At 63.0% G+C, this 17,474-nt stretch carries 16 protein-coding genes and 1 pseudogene; 4 read left to right on the top strand and 13 right to left on the bottom strand.

Annotation, left to right across the window (positions count from 1 at the left end):
• Positions 1-40 precede the first annotated feature (40 nt).
• The 8 genes and pseudogenes from IE243_RS00005 to IE243_RS00040 all read right to left on the bottom strand — a co-directional run bounded on the left by IE243_RS00005 (position 41) and on the right by IE243_RS00040 (position 8,114).
• Positions 41-1,096, bottom strand: coding sequence for an ABC transporter permease (locus IE243_RS00005; protein WP_244642539.1), 1,056 nt, complete (start codon positions 1,094-1,096; stop codon positions 41-43).
• Positions 1,093-2,286, bottom strand: coding sequence for an efflux RND transporter periplasmic adaptor subunit (locus IE243_RS00010; RefSeq protein WP_244642542.1), 1,194 nt, complete (start codon positions 2,284-2,286; stop codon positions 1,093-1,095). Before IE243_RS00010 ends, IE243_RS00005 begins: the two co-directional genes overlap by 4 nt.
• A gap of 142 nt (positions 2,287-2,428) precedes the next feature.
• Complete coding sequence (locus tag IE243_RS00015; protein ID WP_444542211.1) at positions 2,429-2,992, bottom strand: TetR/AcrR family transcriptional regulator; 564 nt, start codon at positions 2,990-2,992, stop codon at positions 2,429-2,431.
• A gap of 236 nt (positions 2,993-3,228) precedes the next feature.
• Positions 3,229-4,188: pseudogene (locus IE243_RS00020) on the bottom strand (FAD:protein FMN transferase); the annotation flags it as partial.
• Complete coding sequence (locus IE243_RS00025) at positions 4,169-6,376, bottom strand: PepSY domain-containing protein (protein WP_191317319.1); 2,208 nt, start codon at positions 6,374-6,376, stop codon at positions 4,169-4,171. The pseudogene IE243_RS00020 and the gene IE243_RS00025, both read right to left, overlap by 20 nt.
• A gap of 12 nt (positions 6,377-6,388) precedes the next feature.
• Positions 6,389-6,859 carry a DUF2271 domain-containing protein gene (locus tag IE243_RS00030; RefSeq protein ID WP_191317320.1) on the bottom strand — a complete coding sequence of 157 codons (471 nt, stop codon included), beginning with the start codon at positions 6,857-6,859 and terminating at the stop codon, positions 6,389-6,391.
• 289 nt (positions 6,860-7,148) lie between these two features.
• On the bottom strand, positions 7,149-7,664 hold the full coding sequence (locus IE243_RS00035) for a cytochrome b (RefSeq protein WP_191317321.1): 516 nt from the start codon (positions 7,662-7,664) through the stop codon (positions 7,149-7,151).
• A 51-nt stretch (positions 7,665-7,715) separates the two neighbouring features.
• Entirely contained in the window at positions 7,716-8,114 is a 399-nt protein-coding gene (locus IE243_RS00040) for a PepSY domain-containing protein (protein WP_191317322.1), read from the bottom strand.
• A 141-nt stretch (positions 8,115-8,255) separates the two neighbouring features.
• Between IE243_RS00040 and IE243_RS00045 the strand changes: the two genes are divergently transcribed.
• The 4 genes from IE243_RS00045 (at position 8,256) to IE243_RS00060 (ending at position 13,517) form a co-directional block, all read left to right on the top strand.
• Complete coding sequence (locus IE243_RS00045) at positions 8,256-8,918, top strand: response regulator transcription factor (RefSeq protein WP_191317864.1); 663 nt, start codon at positions 8,256-8,258, stop codon at positions 8,916-8,918.
• Entirely contained in the window at positions 8,915-10,252 is a 1,338-nt protein-coding gene (locus IE243_RS00050) for an ATP-binding protein (protein WP_191317323.1), read from the top strand. The genes IE243_RS00045 and IE243_RS00050 overlap by 4 nt, the downstream gene beginning before the upstream one ends.
• Positions 10,253-10,361: 109 nt before the next feature.
• The gene (locus tag IE243_RS00055) at positions 10,362-12,329 is read left to right on the top strand and encodes a heavy metal translocating P-type ATPase (RefSeq protein WP_191317324.1); all 1,968 of its coding nucleotides are present in this window, start codon (positions 10,362-10,364) and stop codon (positions 12,327-12,329) included.
• A gap of 240 nt (positions 12,330-12,569) precedes the next feature.
• Positions 12,570-13,517: a LysR family transcriptional regulator gene (locus IE243_RS00060; RefSeq protein ID WP_191317325.1), complete on the top strand. Its 948-nt coding sequence runs from the start codon at positions 12,570-12,572 to the stop codon at positions 13,515-13,517.
• On the opposite strand, the gene IE243_RS00065 is transcribed toward IE243_RS00060, so the two are convergent.
• Genes IE243_RS00065 through IE243_RS00085 form a run of 5 tightly spaced genes read right to left on the bottom strand, consistent with a single transcriptional unit; the run spans position 13,465 to position 17,474 of the window.
• Entirely contained in the window at positions 13,465-13,689 is a 225-nt protein-coding gene (locus tag IE243_RS00065; protein ID WP_191317326.1) for a DUF2274 domain-containing protein, read from the bottom strand. The two genes, IE243_RS00060 and IE243_RS00065, sit on opposite strands and share 53 nt — an antisense overlap.
• Before the next feature lie 2 nt (positions 13,690-13,691).
• Positions 13,692-14,855 carry a TraB/TrbI/VirB10 family type IV secretion system protein gene (locus IE243_RS00070; protein ID WP_191317327.1) on the bottom strand — a complete coding sequence of 388 codons (1,164 nt, stop codon included), beginning with the start codon at positions 14,853-14,855 and terminating at the stop codon, positions 13,692-13,694.
• On the bottom strand, positions 14,855-15,811 hold the full coding sequence (gene trbG, locus IE243_RS00075) for a P-type conjugative transfer protein TrbG (protein ID WP_191317328.1): 957 nt from the start codon (positions 15,809-15,811) through the stop codon (positions 14,855-14,857). Before trbG ends, IE243_RS00070 begins: the two co-directional genes overlap by 1 nt.
• Positions 15,808-16,497: a conjugal transfer protein TrbF gene (trbF, locus tag IE243_RS00080; RefSeq protein WP_191317329.1), complete on the bottom strand. Its 690-nt coding sequence runs from the start codon at positions 16,495-16,497 to the stop codon at positions 15,808-15,810. The genes trbG and trbF overlap by 4 nt, the downstream gene beginning before the upstream one ends.
• Positions 16,494-17,474 (bottom strand): type IV secretion system protein, encoded by a 981-nt coding sequence (locus IE243_RS00085; RefSeq protein WP_244642698.1) that lies wholly within the window; start codon positions 17,472-17,474, stop codon positions 16,494-16,496. The genes trbF and IE243_RS00085 overlap by 4 nt, the downstream gene beginning before the upstream one ends.

Below are 17,474 nucleotides of genomic sequence, written 5' to 3' on the forward strand. Positions count from 1 at the left end.
CGTGGAATCCATGCCCACGATCGCGTGGAATCGATGCCCATCATCCGTGGAATCCGCACTTGCCGACCACGAAGCCAATCAGCCCGAGGACGACTGCCTGTTGCAAGATCATGGCCGCGATGGTTCGATTGCGCGTGCCAATCAGCTTCAGCACCGCGATCTCGCGTATCTTATCCATTGTGAGCGTGTAGATGATGAAGGCGACGATGGCGGCGCTGACGATTGCCAGGATAGCGAGGAACATGCCGATCTGTTTCGCGGATGTCGCAATGAGTTTGCCGACTAGAATCTCTTCCATCTGGGGCCGCGTATATACCGTCAGCCGCTTCCACCTCGCTATATCAGTTGCAATGCGTTCCGGGTCATAGCCAGGTTTGATTCGGACCAAGACCGCGTTCACGTAAGGGTTGCTGTTTTGTAAGGCGATCACTGCATCCAGCAAACCAGGCACCCACGGCCGGTTAAACTCTGGATTTTCGCTGGTACGCCGACGCTGACGGACAATGGAGTCGTTGTCCTTGAGGAACTGTGCTTCCTGCGCGTCCTTCAGCGGGATGAAGACCATAGGATCGCCACCCGACGATACCGTCCGCCGAGTGAGGCCCACAACCGTATAGTGGTTTCGTCGGATAACGATCGTATCCCCCAGGGAAAATCCCGTAGCGACATCGGCCACCGCCTCATAGTGGCTGCGCGTGATCTGCCGCCCCGCGACAAGAAACGGTGGCCGACCGGGCGTCGCCATGTCTCCCGGCGCAGTCCCGACCACCATAGCCCGGACGTCTGCGTTTCCTTTTCGAACTTGCATCGTCAGATAGGTTACGTTGGCGACCCGCTCGACGCCGGGGATCGCGAGGATCACGCGATAGATGTCGTCATTGATGCTCGAGGATTCCGCGTACGGGCCAAGTGTGTTCTGTTGGACGACCCACATGTCGGCGCCGCTGTTGTCGAGCAGCACCTTGCCATCGTCGACCATTCCTCGATAGACGCCAGCCATGGTGAAGGTTACACCGATGAGCAGACCAAGCCCGACCCCCGTGAAGACGAACTTGCCCCATGAATGCAGAATATCACGTCCAGCGAGGCTGATCATTTGAGTAGCTCCGCAAGATTGTCGGCTACCCGAATGCGGCTCGTACTGGCTAATCTCGATGCGCTGTAAACAACAATCCGATCGCCGACCGTCAGGCCTTTTGTGATCTGCACGAGCCCTTCTAGGTCTGCGGCGCCGAGTTGGACGACAGTAAAACGGATTTTGCCGTCTTCGATTTTCCAGACACCCAATCTGCCGCCGACATTCTGGACCGCAGCGTTTGGGATTGCCGGCAACGGAGTTAGCTCAGGCAAGGCGACAGATACTTCGGCCAATTCTCCAATCGGAGGTAGCGGCTCGGGAAGCGTGTCGAACACCACCTTGGCCAGATTTTCTTCCGTTACAGCGTCAGCGAGGACTTCCACGCGGGCAATTCGTCCCGGTACGCCTTTGCCGGCGCGTGAACGCAATGCAATCGAGGCAGGCAGATCCTGCCGGAGGCCCGTTGCTGCAATTTGATCGAACCGAGCATTGATCCAGAGATTCGTCGGGTCGATCATTTCTATAACTGCCTGGCCAGCAACCATAGTCGTTCCCGGTTCTGCCTTGCGTGCTGCAATCATACCTTCGACCGGTGCAATCAGAACTAGATTCTCCCGCTGCTTAATCAGGCCGTCGCGATCAGCGCGATTGCGTTGAAGATCCTGTTGCGCTGCAAGGAGATTCGACCGAGCGGCCGAGAGAGCAGCATCAGCCACCTGGCTTTCCTGCCGCTTGGTTTCCACAGCGACCTGGCTGACGGCGCGGGTCTGCCAGAGTTCTTCATAGCGTCTCGCCTGGGCAAGCGCGTATTCCTTGCGCGCCAGTGCATCGTCCACCTGCGCTTCCGCGATCCTTACGGATGCTTCTGCACGGCCGATCGCCGCATCGAGTGCTGCAACGCGAGCATCGAGGTCCACCGGGTCCATTTCAGCCAGAACCTGACCGGCGCGCACCTGTTCGCCCACATCAACATTTATCCTGGCGACGCGGCCTGCGATTGTGGGGCCGATCTTGTACGAGAAACGGGCTTCAACCGTGCCGATACCGAATAATGCGGGCGAGATTGAGCGGGCCTCGACGGCAGCGGTCGCAACTGCGACAGGCGCCAACGGTCCAGAGCGCAACACCACGTAGCCGAACAAGACGACGGTCACAGCCCCAACGCCTATGAGCATCAGCGTGCGACGCTGTAACGAAGGCAATTTCACTGGTTTGCCTCCACATGTGCGAGATATGGTGCCTCGATCCTAAGCCTGCGCGCGGAATTGTTCGTCCTGTCGAGCGCACCGAGCGACATGCTTCGGATATTCGAATGACTCGGAGATGTGACGGCCGAGAAATAGGGATGATTCATCTCGCCGCCTCGACAGCGCGGCGGTACAATGCGAACGTTCCTGGTGCGCTGGCGCGGATGCGCTCGACGTCGCCGGCGATGAGGGACTGCATGACAAGGCCCTGAATTGTGCCGATGAAGAGTGTGACGGCGGCCTTGTCGTCCAGCGTCATAGCCAACTCGCCACGTTCCTTGCCCTCCTCAACGAGCCGTTCGAGGCGCTCGCCGTAACGCTGGATCAAGGTGTGCGCCATACGCTTGGCTACGGTCTGCTCGGCACGTTGCAGCTCTCCAAACAGCATCCGAGGCACGCCTGGGTGCTCGCAGATGAATTCGATATGCGCGGTAAATGCTGCCTCTAGCGCGTTAAGCGGAGATCCCGCCTCGGAGATCGCGTTCTCGATACGCATCAACAAGCGATCTGAGACCCATTCCATCACGGCCTGGAGAATGGCGTCCTTGGAGGGGAAATGCCTGAACAAGGCCCCTTGGGTCACCCCCATCCGCTTGGCGATCGCACCGGTCGTAATGTCTGCCGGGTTTTGCTCCGCAGCGAGATTGATGACGGTTTCAACCGTCACCTCACGTCGCTCATCCGCTGAAAGATAGGCTGGGCGTAAAGCCACCACACACCTCCAATAGATAGTAATCAATTACTATCTATCATCCGATGGTGCGCGGTTCAAGCGCCGGATGCGGGGTTCCGGCGCTATTACCTCAGTCGTCGTTCGATTGACGATCGTTGACGGGCTTCATCCGTGACTGCCGGGACCTGAAGTCCGTCATTGGCGGGAAGGCCGACGTTTTTGCCCCGCCCCGGCAAAGGTTCGTTACCAAACAGCAGGCCAACCGGCTGTGACCGCACCTCTTTTCCTTCGCGCAGGAGAAACAGCGCATCGAGGCGCAGACGCCGCGCAAGTACAAGTCCAGCTTCCGGACCAAGAACCATCAGCGCGGTCGCCCATGCGTCGGCCTCGGCGCAGGTGCGCGCTACGACGGTGACGGAGGCGGGAGACGAGACGAGCGGCGCGCCACGGCGCGGGTCCATCGTGTGCGAAAGGCGATGATTTCCGACGACCACCCAGTGCCGGTAGTCGCCCGACGTGGCCACCGCGGCGTCCTGCAAGGCGAGGATCGAATGCGGAGCGCGGCGAGCACGGTCAGGCTCCTCGACCGCTATGGTCCAGGGCTCGCCGTCGGGGCGCAGGCCAAGCGCCCGCATCTCGCCGTCGATACCGACCAGGCCGGAAGCGATGCCGAAGCCACGTAGCGTTTCGGCCAGCCGATCGACGCCGTAGCCTTTGGCGATGCCGTTGAGGTCGAGAACGACAGGAGCGCTCTTTCGGACCCTTTGGCCGTTGGGGTCCAGCTCAAGCACCTCGTGTGCAGGCCGGCGCGGAGCGGCGAGTGCCTCTTGGATGAGGCTCTGGTCGGCCGCCGCCGGGCCGAAACCCCAGGCATTCACCGCGTCGCCCACGCCGATGTCGAAGGCACCGCCGGAGGCGCGGCCGATGTCGAGCGACAGGCGCAGCACCTCCGTCAGCAGCTGCGGCACAGTCATCCATTCGCCGACCGGACATGCGTTGAGGCGCATCAAGTCGCTGTCCGGCTTCCATGTGGACATCTGCGCGTCCACCTCGTCCACCGCAGCCTGAAGCGCATCCCGAACCGGCCGAGGGTCGAAGGATCCGGACCTGTAGAACAGGGCCGACCAGCGCGTGCCCATGGTGGCCCCGTTCAGCGCATGCCGCCTGGGATCAATAGACATCTTCGACATAGCGCCCTTCCGCCTTGAGCAGCGCTGGCGACAGACCTGCGGGTGCCAGGATGTCCGCAAGCGCCTCCGAAACCCCCGCCGCCATGCCGCGTCCGCCGCAGACCATGATTTTCGCGCCTTTACAGACCAGCTTTGCGATTTCAGCGGCTTCCTCGCGCAAGGTGTCCTGCACATACCGGGGCATTCGTCCGCGAGAACAGGCTGTCGCAAGTAGCCGGAGACGGCCTTCTCGCTGCCAAGCCGCCAATTCCTCGGCGTAGAGAAAGTCGCTGTCGGGGTGACGCATGCCGAAAAACAGGTGGATCGGGCGATGCGGCGCATTGGAGCGCACGAAACCGGCCAATGGCCCGATCCCCGTCCCGGCACCGATCAGGACCAGCGGTGCGTGGCTGCGGCCGGCGTGGAAGCCGGGATTGGCGCGCAGAAAGCCGCTCACGGTGTCGCCGACTTCCAACCCGAGGAGTTGGCTGGAGCACAGACCGGCCGGATATTTCCTCACGACGATCTCGATGAAGCCATCGCACCGTCCCGAGGCCAGCGAATAGAATCTTGGCACGGCCGAACCGTCAGGCAGGATGCCGAGCAGATCTCCCGCCGAGAAGCCACCGAAGCCACGGCCGGTGAGCCGCTGCCATAGCGGAACCTTCGGCAACGCGAAACGCAGGATGGCGGTCGGGGCCTGCACCTCCGCTCCGTAATTGCGGCGGGAAACAAGCGTCAGGGGACGGACGGCAGGCAGAACCGTCTCATGGACGAGTTCCAGGTCGACGCCCATCGCCGCGCCGAGCACCCGCCCCCAGCGGGCGAAGTCCTGCGTCGACTGGCGGTCGATCGTGTCGAACGGCACCAGTATGCGCCAGCCCTTGGCCTCCGCCGTTTCGGCAACCGTCTGCGCGAAGGCGCAATAGGCGGGAAAGCTGCGGTCGCCAAAGCCGAGGACTGCCAGGGAGGCTGCGGGCGCAGCAGGCAGGGATTGCAATCGGTTGATGAATCCTTTTGCCGAAGCGGGTGCATCGCCGTCGCCATAGGTAGCGGCCAGAACCAAGATGCGTTGCGCCTGTGCGTAACGCGCGGGTTCGAAGGAGGACATCGCTGCGGCATGAACGGTCTGCCCCGCATTCGTCAGTGCGGCATGCAGCGTTGCGGCGAAGCTCCATGTGCTGCCGCCTTCGCTGCCCACCAGCAGGATCGTCTCGGCGTGCCCGGCGGTGGCGTTGCCGCGAATGCGTGGCCTTGCGCGCCAACCTGCAAACCAGAGGATGAAGCCCGTCACCGTCATGACCGGCACGCCAAGCGCCGTCAGCCCGAGAATGAGCCCGAGCCCGGCGGCGCCTTGTCCGGTGTGAAGCATGTAGATGGTTTCGGAGACACGTTGCCACCCGGTTAGATCGCTCCAGGTCAGCAGCGCGCCGGTGCCCTGATCGAGAGTGCCGGCGCCGCGGTCGGTCTTGATAGTGAAGACGTCGGCCATGTCGCCGGATGCGGGAAACGCCAGGCTGCGCAATTCAGCGACCGGCGTCTCCTTCAGAATATTTATCGCGGCGAGCGGTATGCCGACGCGGCCGCTCGGACTAGTTTGCATTGCCGATGATGTCGGCCCGTCCGGTAGCAGTTCAAAGGTCGAGGCGGTCATCCATAGGGCAGTCGCGGAGGATAGCAGCAGACCGGCAACGGCCACGCGGGCGATTTCGACATGCAGCCGTCCCGATAGCGGCCCGCGTAGCGGTGTGAACCAGAGCCGCCAGCCGCCAGCCCTGCGTGCGATAAGCGCGGCGCCAGACAAGGCGAGCACCAGCATGGCAGTGGCTCCCGCAGCCGCTGCGATGCGGCCGCCATCACCGAGAAAGAGCGATCGATGCAGGTTGGTCAGCCACCGTTCCAGCGGGTTCGGATCGGCGGAAGCGATACCCTTCCCGGTGACCGGATCGATGACCGCCGCCTGCGGCGTGCCGCCCTCGAACCAATAGGCGGTGATCTGGCCTGATGGTGCCCGCCGAATCTGCTCCACTTGGGGATGGGCGATCTGGACGCGCTCCGCCAGATCGGCAATGGAAAGCGAAGCTGTGGCCTGCGGTGAGGACAGGCGCTCGGCAGTTGGAAATATCGAGAGGGCTGCGCCACTCAGACTGAGCACAAGCAACACAAGCGCAGCCAGCAGGCCTGGCCAGCGGTGAAATCCGCGGATCATGACGCTCTCCGGCTACATCGAGTAGGCGAAGCTGGCGATGTATCGCCGTCCACGTACCGGGGTTTTTGCACCATTCGTCGTCAGCGGAACCGCGACCTCATTGGGGCTGTCGCGCATGTCCTCGACGGCAGCATCGATGTGCATTGTATAGCCAGCGTCAAACAAGGCATCGGCTAAGTCGAGTGTAATTTCCAGCGTCCGTCCCGCGCCGACGCTGGCGCCCGTAATGCCGTTGATCTCAGAAAGCCTGCCACCGGCCGCACGATACCAGCCCGTCAGATGCTCGTAATATTTCGATTTTCTGCCAGCCATCCACAGGCTGCCGACATACGCGCCCGTCGCATCAGTGACATAAAGCGCGAGGTAGGCGCCGTCGCCACCGTAATTGCTTAGCGTTGTGGTGAACGTAACAGGCCGCGCCACGGCGAGGCTCGGCAATGTGAGTGCCGTGGTCAAGGCAAGCGCTGTAAGGATGGTCTTCATGGTGGCCTCTGCCTGTTTAACTGTGGCCGCAAACGAAAATGTCGGGCCGATTTAACGAGGCCGGACCAGTTGGAGGACGCCGAACCAATCCGGTGAAAGCAACCTGAAGCAAGCAACTGAGCCTTTCCTGACGGCACGTTGTTTTCTGCTTCAGCTTGCTGTCAGGAAGACGTCGAGCAGATCATGGCGCTGCGCGATCACAAGTTGACCAAAAGGCTCGGCCCTGCGCCGCCTCGCATCGTTTCGATCCGGGACGGCGCAGGGCCGGACGAAAGAAGGTTATCGTTGCTCAGCGTAGGCTCATGCGCTGCAAGGTTCCGTCGCGTAGGACAAACTGGTGCCACACGGCCATCAGGGCATGCAGACCGGCAAGGATGAGGATGAAGGTTCCCGCATTCTCATGAAGCTCGGCGATCAAACCGGGACGACCCTGCACCTTCGACGCGATCGCCGGAAGCTCCACGCTGAGGAATGATACCGGCACGCCCATGCGTGATGCCGCATACCAGCCGGTGATCGGCAATCCTATCAGCAGCAGATAGAGCAAGCCGTGGCCAGCCTTTGCCCCGATTGCAAGCCATCCGTGCTGCGTATCGGTGGCGGGCGCTCCGTCGACCAGTCGCAGGATCAATCGCGGCACGATGAGCACTAGCACCGCCAACCCCAATGCGAAATGCAACAAGGGCGGATCCTGAACCACCTTGCGCCCCCCTTCAGCGGTTAACCAGGCGCCAACCACCAATAAGGCGGTCAGCCAGTGAATGATGATCATGGTTTTTGAATAGCGGGGGGAATTGCGGGACATCATCTGCTTCCTGCATGTGGGACGAAATGGGGGGATTCGCCGCGCGATCGGCTATTTCACAACAGTCTTTGGTAGCTCACCTGACTGGAACAGTTTGCTTGAGGGCAGAGCGCCGGAGGCGTCGATCATTTCCGATCCGGTCGATTGTCGTCTGCCGCTCGCATGGTCGTCATCATGCCGATCTGTGCGTTTCATCTTGACGATCGAGAGGGTCGCCGGGTCGATCTTGGCCTTGAACGGCCGCCCGTTTTCATCAATGCCTCTGATCTGATAGCAGCCGTCGTCAATCCTGATCCGGTTCACCTGCCATCCGCGTGCTTCTGCCATCTTTTGTACTGCCTCGCGCGGCTGCCACTGGCTCAGCGGAACATGGCAATCGTCGTCAGCTATCGCTGGACTGACACCGGTCAAGGCAAGAAGAAGAGAGATCATCGCAATGTGCTTCATCATGTCGTTTGTCCTGCATCAGCGTTCATTTGCAGGAAAGGTGGCACTCAATCCTGACGAATAGCTGACGCCGGCAAGGCCGGTCCGTCAGCCGGCTGACAGGTTTTGCAGATAATGATGCGGAACAAGCAGGACGATGCGCTCATGAGAATCCTTCTGGTCGAAGACGACACGATCCTCGGCGCGGCGGTGCGCGACCACATCATCGCCGACAACCATTCGGTTGACTGGGTGACCCGGCTCGACGCGGCCGGCGATCACCTTGACAGCGCCGCCTACGATCTCGTCCTTCTCGATCTCATGCTTCCCGACGGACAGGGCATAGCCTTCCTGCGCGAGCAGCGCCGCAGGGGCAGCGTCACGCCGGTCATCATCCTGACGGCGCTGGATCAGATCTCCGACCGGATTGCCGGGCTGAATGCAGGGGCCGACGATTATATGACCAAGCCCTTCGATCTTTCCGAATTGTCGGCGCGGCTCAGCGCAGTGGCGCGCCGCTACAGCGGCAACCCCAACCCGCTCATCACCATCGGCGATCTCCAAATCGATCTGGCTGCAAGAAGCGTCCTGTGCAATGGCCGGCCTGTCGATCTGACCGGACGCGAATGGGCATTGTTCGAGGCTTTCGTCCAGCATCCCGGCCAAGTTTTATCGAAGACGCAACTGGAGGAACGACTCTACGCCTTCGGCGCGGAAGTGGAGAGCAACGCGATCGAGGTCCATGTCAGCCGTCTGCGCAAAAAACTGGGGCATGCCGTCGTCGAGACGGTGCGCGGCATCGGCTATCGGCTCGGGGACGCGCGGTGATCGCGCCGCGAAGTCTGCAATGGCGGCTGTCGCTCTGGCTAGGGCTCGGCATCACCTTGCTCTGGGCATTCGCTGCGGTAGTCACCGCGCAAAAGCTGCGCCACGAGATGAACGAGGTGTTTGACAGCGCGCTTGAAGAAACTGGCCAGCGCCTGCTGCCGCTTGCTGTCCGCGATGTGGTCGGCCGCGACAGCGACGACGATGCCAACCAGAGCGTCGCGACGATGCGCGAGCATAACGAATATTTCACCTATGTGGTGCGGGACGGCGAAGGGCGGGTGCTGCTGCGCTCCCACAAGGCGGACCTGTCCGTCTTCCCGCCGTTCACCGGCATGGGTTTTGCGGATACTCCGACGCACCGCATCTATTCCGACGCCGCCCTTCAGGGCACGATCACCATTTCAGTCGCCGAACCACTTTCCCGCCGCCACGCGGTGGCGCGCGAGGCACTGCTCGGCCTGGCGCTACCGCTTGGCTTGATCGTCCCTGCCAGCCTGATAGGCGTGTGGGCGGTGGTGCGTCTGTCGATGGCGCCACTTCGGCGCTTCCGCTCGCAAATCGAAGCGCGGGGCGCAGGGGATTTGACACCCATTTCTGCGACAGACCTGCCTTCCGAGGTCCAGCCGAACGCGCAGGCGGTAAACCACTTACTGGAGCGTCTCAGGCGCACATTGGAAGCAGAACGCAGCTTTACCGCCAATTCCGCGCATGAACTGCGCACACCAGTGGCCGCCGCGCTCGCACAGACGCAAAGGCTGATCATCGAAACGTCGGACGAGGCTGCGCGTGAACGCGCACGGGATATCGAGACGGCGTTGCGACGGCTGTTCAGGCTCTCGGAAAAGCTCATGCAACTCGCAAGGGCTGAGGGCGGACGTCTGCAAGCGGCCGAGCCGACCGATGTCGCGACTATCCTACGTGTGCTCGTTGGCGAAATGACGGAAGGCGCCGATGCTGCCGGGCGGATCGAGCTGACACTCCCCGATGCCCCGGTGCTCTCGCACATCGATGCCGATGCCTTCGCCATCCTGGCGCGTAACCTGATCGAAAATGCGCTGAAGCATGGCGCCCGCCAGGAGCCGGTCCGCGTGGCGTTGTCGGCGGGCGGTGTGCTGCGCGTCGCCAATGCTGGACCCGCCGTGCCGCCCGATCTGCTCGCCCGCCTGTCCGAACCGTTCGAACGGGGACAGGCGCAGGCCAGCGGCACCGGCCTGGGTCTTGCCATCGCCAAGGCGATCGCCGCTGGCACGGGCGGTAGGATCGAGCTGCTATCGCCGCGGGAGGGGCGCGAAGACGGCTTCGAGGCGAGTTTCCGGATGAGCGGATCGGCCTAACGCGGGCAGCAATTGCTTGCGTAGCGGCCAACCATCGATCACAATTTAGAATTATTCTAATTCTAAATTGTATGACAGGAGCGGACCATCGGTCGCTTGCGGGAGAGCTATGTTGTCACGGTTTTCGTCGAATATTTCCATCGTCCTGACTACCGCGACAGTGACCGGGCTTCTGATCGCTTTGGCAGGCGCCTGGCTTCTCAATGGTCAGCTAGCCCTGCAAGTCACCTCGACGGGTACGGCGCTTGCCTATCTCGCCGGGGGCGTGCCGACCGGCTGGCGGGCGTTGAAGGTGCTGTGGAATGAGCACATCCCGGACATCGATCTGTTGATGATCGTTGCCGCGATCGCCGCAGCGATCGTCGGCGCGGCTATTGAAGGAGCTGTGCTGCTCACCCTGTTCAGCATGTCGACGACGCTCGAGGAAAGGGCAATGGGACGCGCGCGGCGCGCCATCGAGGCGCTGATGGCGTTGCGGCCGGAAACAGCGTTGCGCAAAGCGCCCGACGGTACGACCGAAGACGTGCCGGCCGCCGATCTTGGCATCGACGACGTGGTGGTCCTTCGCCCCGGCGCACGGGTTCCAGCCGATGGCGTAATCGTCGCTGGTCAGGGCTCGCTGGACGAGTCGACAATCACCGGTGAATCCATGCCGGTCCGCAAGGAACCTGGCCAGCAGGTTTTTGAGGCCACGGTGAACCTCAACGGCATCCTTGAGGTACGCGTCGCCAGAACTCTAGAGCAGAGCACGGTCGCTCGCATGATTGCGCTCGTCACCGAAGCTCAGTCAGCCAAGGCGCCTTCAGAGCGCTTCAGCGCATGGTTCGGGCAGCGTTACACTATCGCTGTCCTGTTAGGCTCCGCCCTCGCACTCGCTGTCTTCCTTTGGCTTGGAAACGGCTGGGAGACGGCTCTTTACCGGGCCGCGACCATTCTGGTGGCGGCAAGCCCCTGCGCCATCGTCATCTCAGTCCCGGCCGCAATCCTGTCAGCCCTTTCGGCAGCGGCACGCGGTGGCGTATTATTTAAGGGTGGCGCAGCACTGGAAACACTCGCGGATATCGAGGTTTTCGCCTTCGACAAGACAGGCACGCTGACGGCCGGGCGCGCTGCCGTGACGGGCGTCGTCGCTCTGGATGGAAACGAGGACGCCTTGCTGTCGACACTGGCCAGTTTGGAGGCGCACTCTGAGCATCATGTCGCTGACGCTTTGCGGCGTGAAGCCGCTCACCGCAGCCTGCCCACTCGTGAGATGCATAACGTCATGGCGTTACCCAGCGCTGGTATTGTCGGCGAAGACGATCTGGGAGCGATCTGGGCGGGAAATCGCCGGATGGCAGAGACCATGGGAGCATCGGTCGACCAGAGCGCGCTGCGGGACCTTCAGAATACCGAGGAGACGATCGTTTATCTGGGGCGCGCGGGTCGATTGCTCGGCGCGGCCACGATCGCCGACAGACCGCGCGAAACCTCCGCGGACGGACTTGCGGCCCTCCGAACAAGCGGCGTCACGACGATCGTCATGATGACGGGGGACCGGCATGCCGTCGCGCTGCGCATCGGACAAGAGCTTGGCCTGCAAAACGACGAAATCCATGCCGACATGCTGCCCGAGGACAAGGTGCGACTCGTGGCGGAAATCGCGGGAGGACGGAAAGTCGCGTTTGTCGGCGATGGGGTGAACGATGCCGCAGCTCTGGCGCGGGCCGATGTCGGCATCGCGATGGGAGCAGCAGGTTCGGAGGTCGCGCTTCAGGCGGCCGATGTCGCGCTGCTTGCGGAAGATATGGGGCGGCTGGCGGCCGCGCATCGCCTATCGAAGCGCACGGCGCAAATCATTCGTCAGAATCTGATATTCGCCATCGGCGCGATGCTGCTTCTTGTAACCGGTGCCGCCTTTTTCGATCTTCCTCTTCCTCTTGCAGTGCTCGGACATGAAGGCGGGACGGTTCTCGTCGTCCTTAACGGCTTGCGCCTGCTGAACGATCCAATTCGCAATGTATCAGGATCGTCATCACCCGAAGATGTGACCATTAGATCGGAAATCATCCACGCCAAAAAGCTCGCCAGATGCTGACGAAAACGCGTGTGAGCGCCATGAAATTTGATCTCCTCTCACAGCATTGATGATCTCGCGGCCAAGCTGACCATTGGTGACGGGCCGCTACGAGACAAGGATGCACTCGTAATCGTCATCGACAGAAGGGCTGTCATCCCGGTCGACCAGCACCGGTCGATCCTACACGAATGGGACGGTGGGCGCCTGTCCTCCCTTCACGGGAGAAGCCCGATACGTCATGAACTCAGCGGATTATAAGTGGAACTACGCCACCTCCGATATTTTGTTACCGCAGCGGAATATGGCAGTTTTCGCAAGGCTGCGTCGGCGCTTGGCATCCGAGAGTCAGCGGTCAGCCGTCGAATCCGCGATCTTGAGGATCACTTGGGCGCCTCGCTCTTTCAGCGGCACAATGGCGGTGTCATTCTGACGCTGGCCGGGCAGCGCTTCGTGCGGCACGCGCGAAAGGCGCTTCGGCAGATCGAGTATGGTGCAAGGGACGTCGCGACGATCGGACGCTCAGAAGACGGTCGGATCAAGATCGGGATATTCTCCTCGCTCGCCTCGGGCTTCCTGTCGGAGTTGCTGCGTGCTTATGACAAGGAGCACGCGCAGGTTCGAATCGAGCTGATAGACGGCGATCCAGCGGATCATGTTTCGGCGATTCGTCAGTTGCGACTTGACGTTGCGTTCATCACTGGTACGTCGCAGTGGCCCGATTGCGAAGTCGATCAGCTTTGGTGGGAGCGGGTATTTGTCGTCCTTCCCGCTAACCACTCGCTCTGCGGCAAGGCGGAACTCGACTGGCGCGACCTCGTCGGCGAGCGGTTCATTGTAAGCGATGGAGCGCCTGGACCGGAGATTCACGACTACTTAGTACAGCGCCTCGCTGATCTTGGACGGCATCCAGAAGTTGATACACAATATGTCGGGCGAGATAACCTTCTCTCGCTTGTAGCCGTCGGTCGAGGTCTAACGCTGACGAGCGAAGCAACCACGGTCGCACAGTTTCCAGGAATCATATATCGACCGATCGTGAACGAAGTGCTGCCCTTCAGCGCAGTGTGGTCGTCCCGGAATGATAATCCGGCTTGCCGTCGATTGCTCAGTCTCGCGCGCACGTTATCCCGATCAACAAGAGCAACAATCATTACTACGATGCCTTTGACTTCCTCGCTTTCACAAATCCCCGATCCGTGGCTATGAATCGCTCCAGCATAGGAACAATGAGACGGACCGGATCGGCCGATGCCTGTCCCGACTCGCGGCCGAGGATCTCGGCATAGGCCATCAGGTCGCGATGGAGCGCGGCAGGCAGCTCCAGCGCGACCTTGACGGGTTTATCGTCGGCGATGGGGCCGAGTTTCAGTTTGGTCATGGTCAGTTCCTGAAGGGTTCGAGGACAAGATCGCGCGTCACAACGATCCTGACCGGGAAGCCCGGCCGGATGGTCAGCGTTGGCGCAACATTGAGCTGGCGGCGAACGATCTGCTGTCCGGCGTCGTTGATCGTGTCCTGGCCGCCGTTGCGGATGGCGCGCAGGAGCCGGTCCTGATCGTCGACGGCAAGCTCGGCTCCAACCGAAAGCAGGGTCGAGAGCCCGGCAGCCTTGGCGAGATCCCACCAATGGTAATCGACGCCATCCTCCAGCCCGGCATAGCCCTGTGTGTCGGTCCCAGGCTGGCGCTCGAGAACGATCGAGCGACCGTTCGGCATGATGAGCCGGTTCCAGACGAGCAAGACCCTGCGCTGGCCGAACTGCACGTTGTTGTCGTACTGGCCGATGATCCGGGTCCCCTGGGGCACGAGCAGGATGCGCCCCGTGGGGCTGTCATAGATCGGCTCTGTGACCTGGGCGATGATCTGGCCGGGCAGATCGGAGCGGATGCCGGTGATGAGTGCGGCCGAAATGACCGCTCCGGCTTGGAGCACGAAGGGTGACGCCGGCGGCGTCACGCGATCTTGCGTGACGGTGCGCCGGTCGGCCGCCGCGTTGAGGAAGGCGAGCTGCTTGTCCTGGCTGGTGGCGACCTGTCCGCCCGCGCCGGAGAGATCGAGGCCGGCAAGACCGGGCATTGCGCCCGCCGTGCTGGCGACCGTCGATCCCTGCCGCGACTGGAAGAAGACGATGCTGAGGCGCGCGGCCTCTTCCTCGGCGCGGCGGCGCTGCTCGGCCTCGCTGACGCCAGGCGTCGGGACGGCGGGTGTAGCGACAGGCTGGCCGTTGTTCTGTGCGTCGAGGATCGGACGGCCGAGATCGCCGGGCATCGCCGGGCCGAGAACCGGGCCGGTATAGTCCTTCGGCAATCCGGCGAGACCGTCGGCGGTCTGGCGGTTGTTGGTGGAATAAAGCTCGGCGCCGCCATCGTCCGGCCCGCGCGTCTGGAGCGCGTAGATCAGCGATCCACCGATGCCGACCAGCGCGACGGCGGCGACGCTGGCGAGCATCTTGCGCGAGAGGCGTGTGACGCGCGGCGCTTCGGCGCGAAGCCGCATCGGCGCGACGGGGGTGCTGGTTGCGGTATTGCCTGCGGTATCGGTCATTATGACGGCCTCCCGTCGGTGCGGGTAATCCTGACGGTCTGCTGCTTGTCGCCCGCGCCAAGGCGCAGTTCGGCCGCGCCGAACAGGCGATCGACGATCAGGATGTGTTGATAGATGCGGCTGTTGGCGATCTGGGCTTCGCCTTCGGGGCCGATGACGAACAGCGGCGGCATCTCGCCCTGCACGATGCCGGCCGGGAACTCGACATAGACATGCCGGCCATCGTCATAGACGGTGATCGGCTTCCACGGCGGATTGCCAGTGGCGGTCAGGCTGTAGCGATAATTGCGGGCGGCGACAGCCGGAATGACCGGCGTAGCCTGCACGCTTTGGCGCTGGCTGGCCGGCGGTTGCGGATAGGCCCAGGCGACAGACGGCATGTAGGGCTTCTCGCCGGAGCGCAGCTCCAGCATGTAGGTGCGCCGGTCAGTCGTCACGATTAGGTTGGTGGTGATGTCGGGTCGGCTCGGCTTGACGAGGATGTGGACGCGGCGCGTGACGCCGGAGCCGCTCTCGGTATCGCCGATGATCCAGCGCGCCGTGTCGCCGGCCGCGATCGGTCCCGCGCCGGTCAGGCTTTCGCCCGGCTCCAGTGCGATGTCGGTGATCTGGCCCGGAACGGCATAGACCTGATAGAGCGCGCCTTCCGACCATGGGTAGATCTGGATGGCATTGTAATAGCCCTCGCGGCGCGGCTGCACGCGGGCGGCTGCATTGGCGTTCTCGACGCGGCCGGTCGGGGTGCCGGCGGTCTCGCCGCCGCGTGCGACCGTCCAGGCCGGCGGGATCAGCACCGGCTTCGGCCTATCGTCGGTGACGGCGGCGGGAATGGCTGGCAAAGGCGGCACGCTGGAGTCGTAGCTGATCGCGGGCGGGCGGTTGGTGGCGCAGCCCGCCAGCGCCGTCGCGGACAGGAGGACGATCGCGGCTGCGGATCTACGGATTGCCGGGTTCATTGGCCCATCTCCCGCGACCAGTTGATGGCGTTGACGTAGATGCCGAGCGGATTGGCCTTCAGGCGCTCGGCGTCGCGCGGCGGTTGAAGCGTGATCGTGAGGATCGCGGTCCATCGCTGGGTCGAGGCGAGCACGCCGTTCTCGAACTGACGCTCTGTCCAGGCGACGCGGAACGAATCCGGCGAGGCGCGGATGACGCTGGAGACGTCGACGGCGATCTGCTGCTTGCCGACCTTGGTGAAGGGATCGTTGGTGCGGGCATAGTCGTTGAGCGCGCCCGCGCCGCGATCGGTCGTCCACTCATAGGCGCGAAGCCAGTTCTGGCGGACGATGATCGGATCGGCCGGAATGCTTCTGACCTGCTCGATGAAGCGGGCCAGATGCCATGCGATCTGCGGATCGGTCGGGCGATAGTCGGCGGTGGCCGGCGCGATACTCTGCGCCTGGCCGAGCTTGTCGACCTGGACCACCCAGGGCACGACGGTTCCGCGCGCCGACTGGATGACCAGCGCGCCGGCGAAACCGGCCGAGAGGATCAGCGATCCGAAGGCCATGTATCGCCAGTTTTTCGCCTGCACGCGGGCCGAGCCGACGCGGTCGTCCCAGACCTGCGCGGCCTTCTGGTAAGGCGTCTCGGGTTCGGGCGTCTTGCCGTAGTGCACGGCGGGTCGCTTGAAGATGTTCATGAGCGGTCGCTTTCAGAGAGGTTGACGGAAGAACCGGAGCCGTGGCTGTCGCCAGAACGGACGGCATGGGCGGCGGCGCTGACGCCGTGAGAAAGATGCTGGCCGCGCTTCATGCGCTTGGCCCATTCCGGGGCGCCTCCTGCCGCGGCTGTCGGCGTGGACGCCGCCTCGGCGTCCTGCTGACCACCGCCGACCGTTCCCATGGTCGAGGAGCCGCCGGTCGCGCCGAAGCCGGCCTTGGCGCCGTCGGAGAAGCTGGACTTCATGCTTTCGGAGGCGCGCGCCACGGCGCGCTTCAGCGGCGAGACGGTTGCGGAGCCTGCGGCGCGGGCAACGCCGCCCATGCCGGAGGCAACTCCTGCCGCACCGGACTGCCCCACGGAGCCGAGCGAATAGGCGGCCGATGCCGCGCCTGCCGCCGTCGCGCCGCCGCGGGCAACGGCAGCGCCACCGGAGAGCGCCGCCGATCCGCCCTTGATGGCGAGACCCGCCGCACCGCCTGCCGCAAGGGCTGCGCCGCCGACGGCAAGGCCGGTCCCCACGGCAGCGCCCGCGCCGAGCTGCGGGCCGCCAGAGACGAGACCGTTGGCGATGCCGGGACCGAAGATGCCGAGGCCGAGCAACGAGAGAGCGGCGAGCACGATCGCCATGGCGTCGTCGACGGTCGGGGTCGTGCCGCCGAAGCCCTTGGTGAACTCGCCGAACAGCGTCGAGCCAATACCGATGATGACGGCAAGGACCAGAACCTTGATGCCGCTGGAAATGACGTTGCCAAGCACGCGCTCGGCCATGAAGGCGGTCTTGCCGAAGAGGCCGAACGGAATGAGGACGAAGCCTGCGAGCGTCGCCAGCTTGAACTCGATCAACGTCACGAAGAGCTGGATCGCCAGGATGAAGAAGGCGAGGATCACGAGCGCCCAGGCAAACAGCAGGCACACGATCTGGATCAGGTTCTCGAAGACCGAGATCCAACCCAT

Source organism: Camelimonas fluminis (assembly GCF_014656355.1).
Classification (GTDB): Bacteria; Pseudomonadota; Alphaproteobacteria; order Rhizobiales; family Beijerinckiaceae; genus Camelimonas; species Camelimonas fluminis.

What these genes read in the sequence shown, in the direction of transcription:
- IE243_RS00055 (WP_191317324.1), top strand. Translation starts at nt 10,362, where the DNA reads ATGTTGTCACGGTTTTCGTCGAATATTTCCATCGTCCTGACTACCGCG.
- IE243_RS00085 (WP_244642698.1), bottom strand. Translation starts at nt 17,474, where the DNA reads ATGGGTTGGATCTCGGTCTTCGAGAACCTGATCCAGATCGTGTGCCTG.
- IE243_RS00030 (WP_191317320.1), bottom strand. Translation starts at nt 6,859, where the DNA reads ATGAAGACCATCCTTACAGCGCTTGCCTTGACCACGGCACTCACATTG.
- IE243_RS00045 (WP_191317864.1), top strand. Translation starts at nt 8,256, where the DNA reads ATGAGAATCCTTCTGGTCGAAGACGACACGATCCTCGGCGCGGCGGTG.
- IE243_RS00040 (WP_191317322.1), bottom strand. Translation starts at nt 8,114, where the DNA reads ATGATGAAGCACATTGCGATGATCTCTCTTCTTCTTGCCTTGACCGGT.
- IE243_RS00005 (WP_244642539.1), bottom strand. Translation starts at nt 1,096, where the DNA reads ATGATCAGCCTCGCTGGACGTGATATTCTGCATTCATGGGGCAAGTTC.
- IE243_RS00065 (WP_191317326.1), bottom strand. Translation starts at nt 13,689, where the DNA reads ATGACCAAACTGAAACTCGGCCCCATCGCCGACGATAAACCCGTCAAG.
- IE243_RS00025 (WP_191317319.1), bottom strand. Translation starts at nt 6,376, where the DNA reads ATGATCCGCGGATTTCACCGCTGGCCAGGCCTGCTGGCTGCGCTTGTG.
- IE243_RS00035 (WP_191317321.1), bottom strand. Translation starts at nt 7,664, where the DNA reads ATGTCCCGCAATTCCCCCCGCTATTCAAAAACCATGATCATCATTCAC.
- IE243_RS00070 (WP_191317327.1), bottom strand. Translation starts at nt 14,855, where the DNA reads ATGACCGATACCGCAGGCAATACCGCAACCAGCACCCCCGTCGCGCCG.
- trbG (WP_191317328.1), bottom strand. Translation starts at nt 15,811, where the DNA reads ATGAACCCGGCAATCCGTAGATCCGCAGCCGCGATCGTCCTCCTGTCC.
- trbF (WP_191317329.1), bottom strand. Translation starts at nt 16,497, where the DNA reads ATGAACATCTTCAAGCGACCCGCCGTGCACTACGGCAAGACGCCCGAA.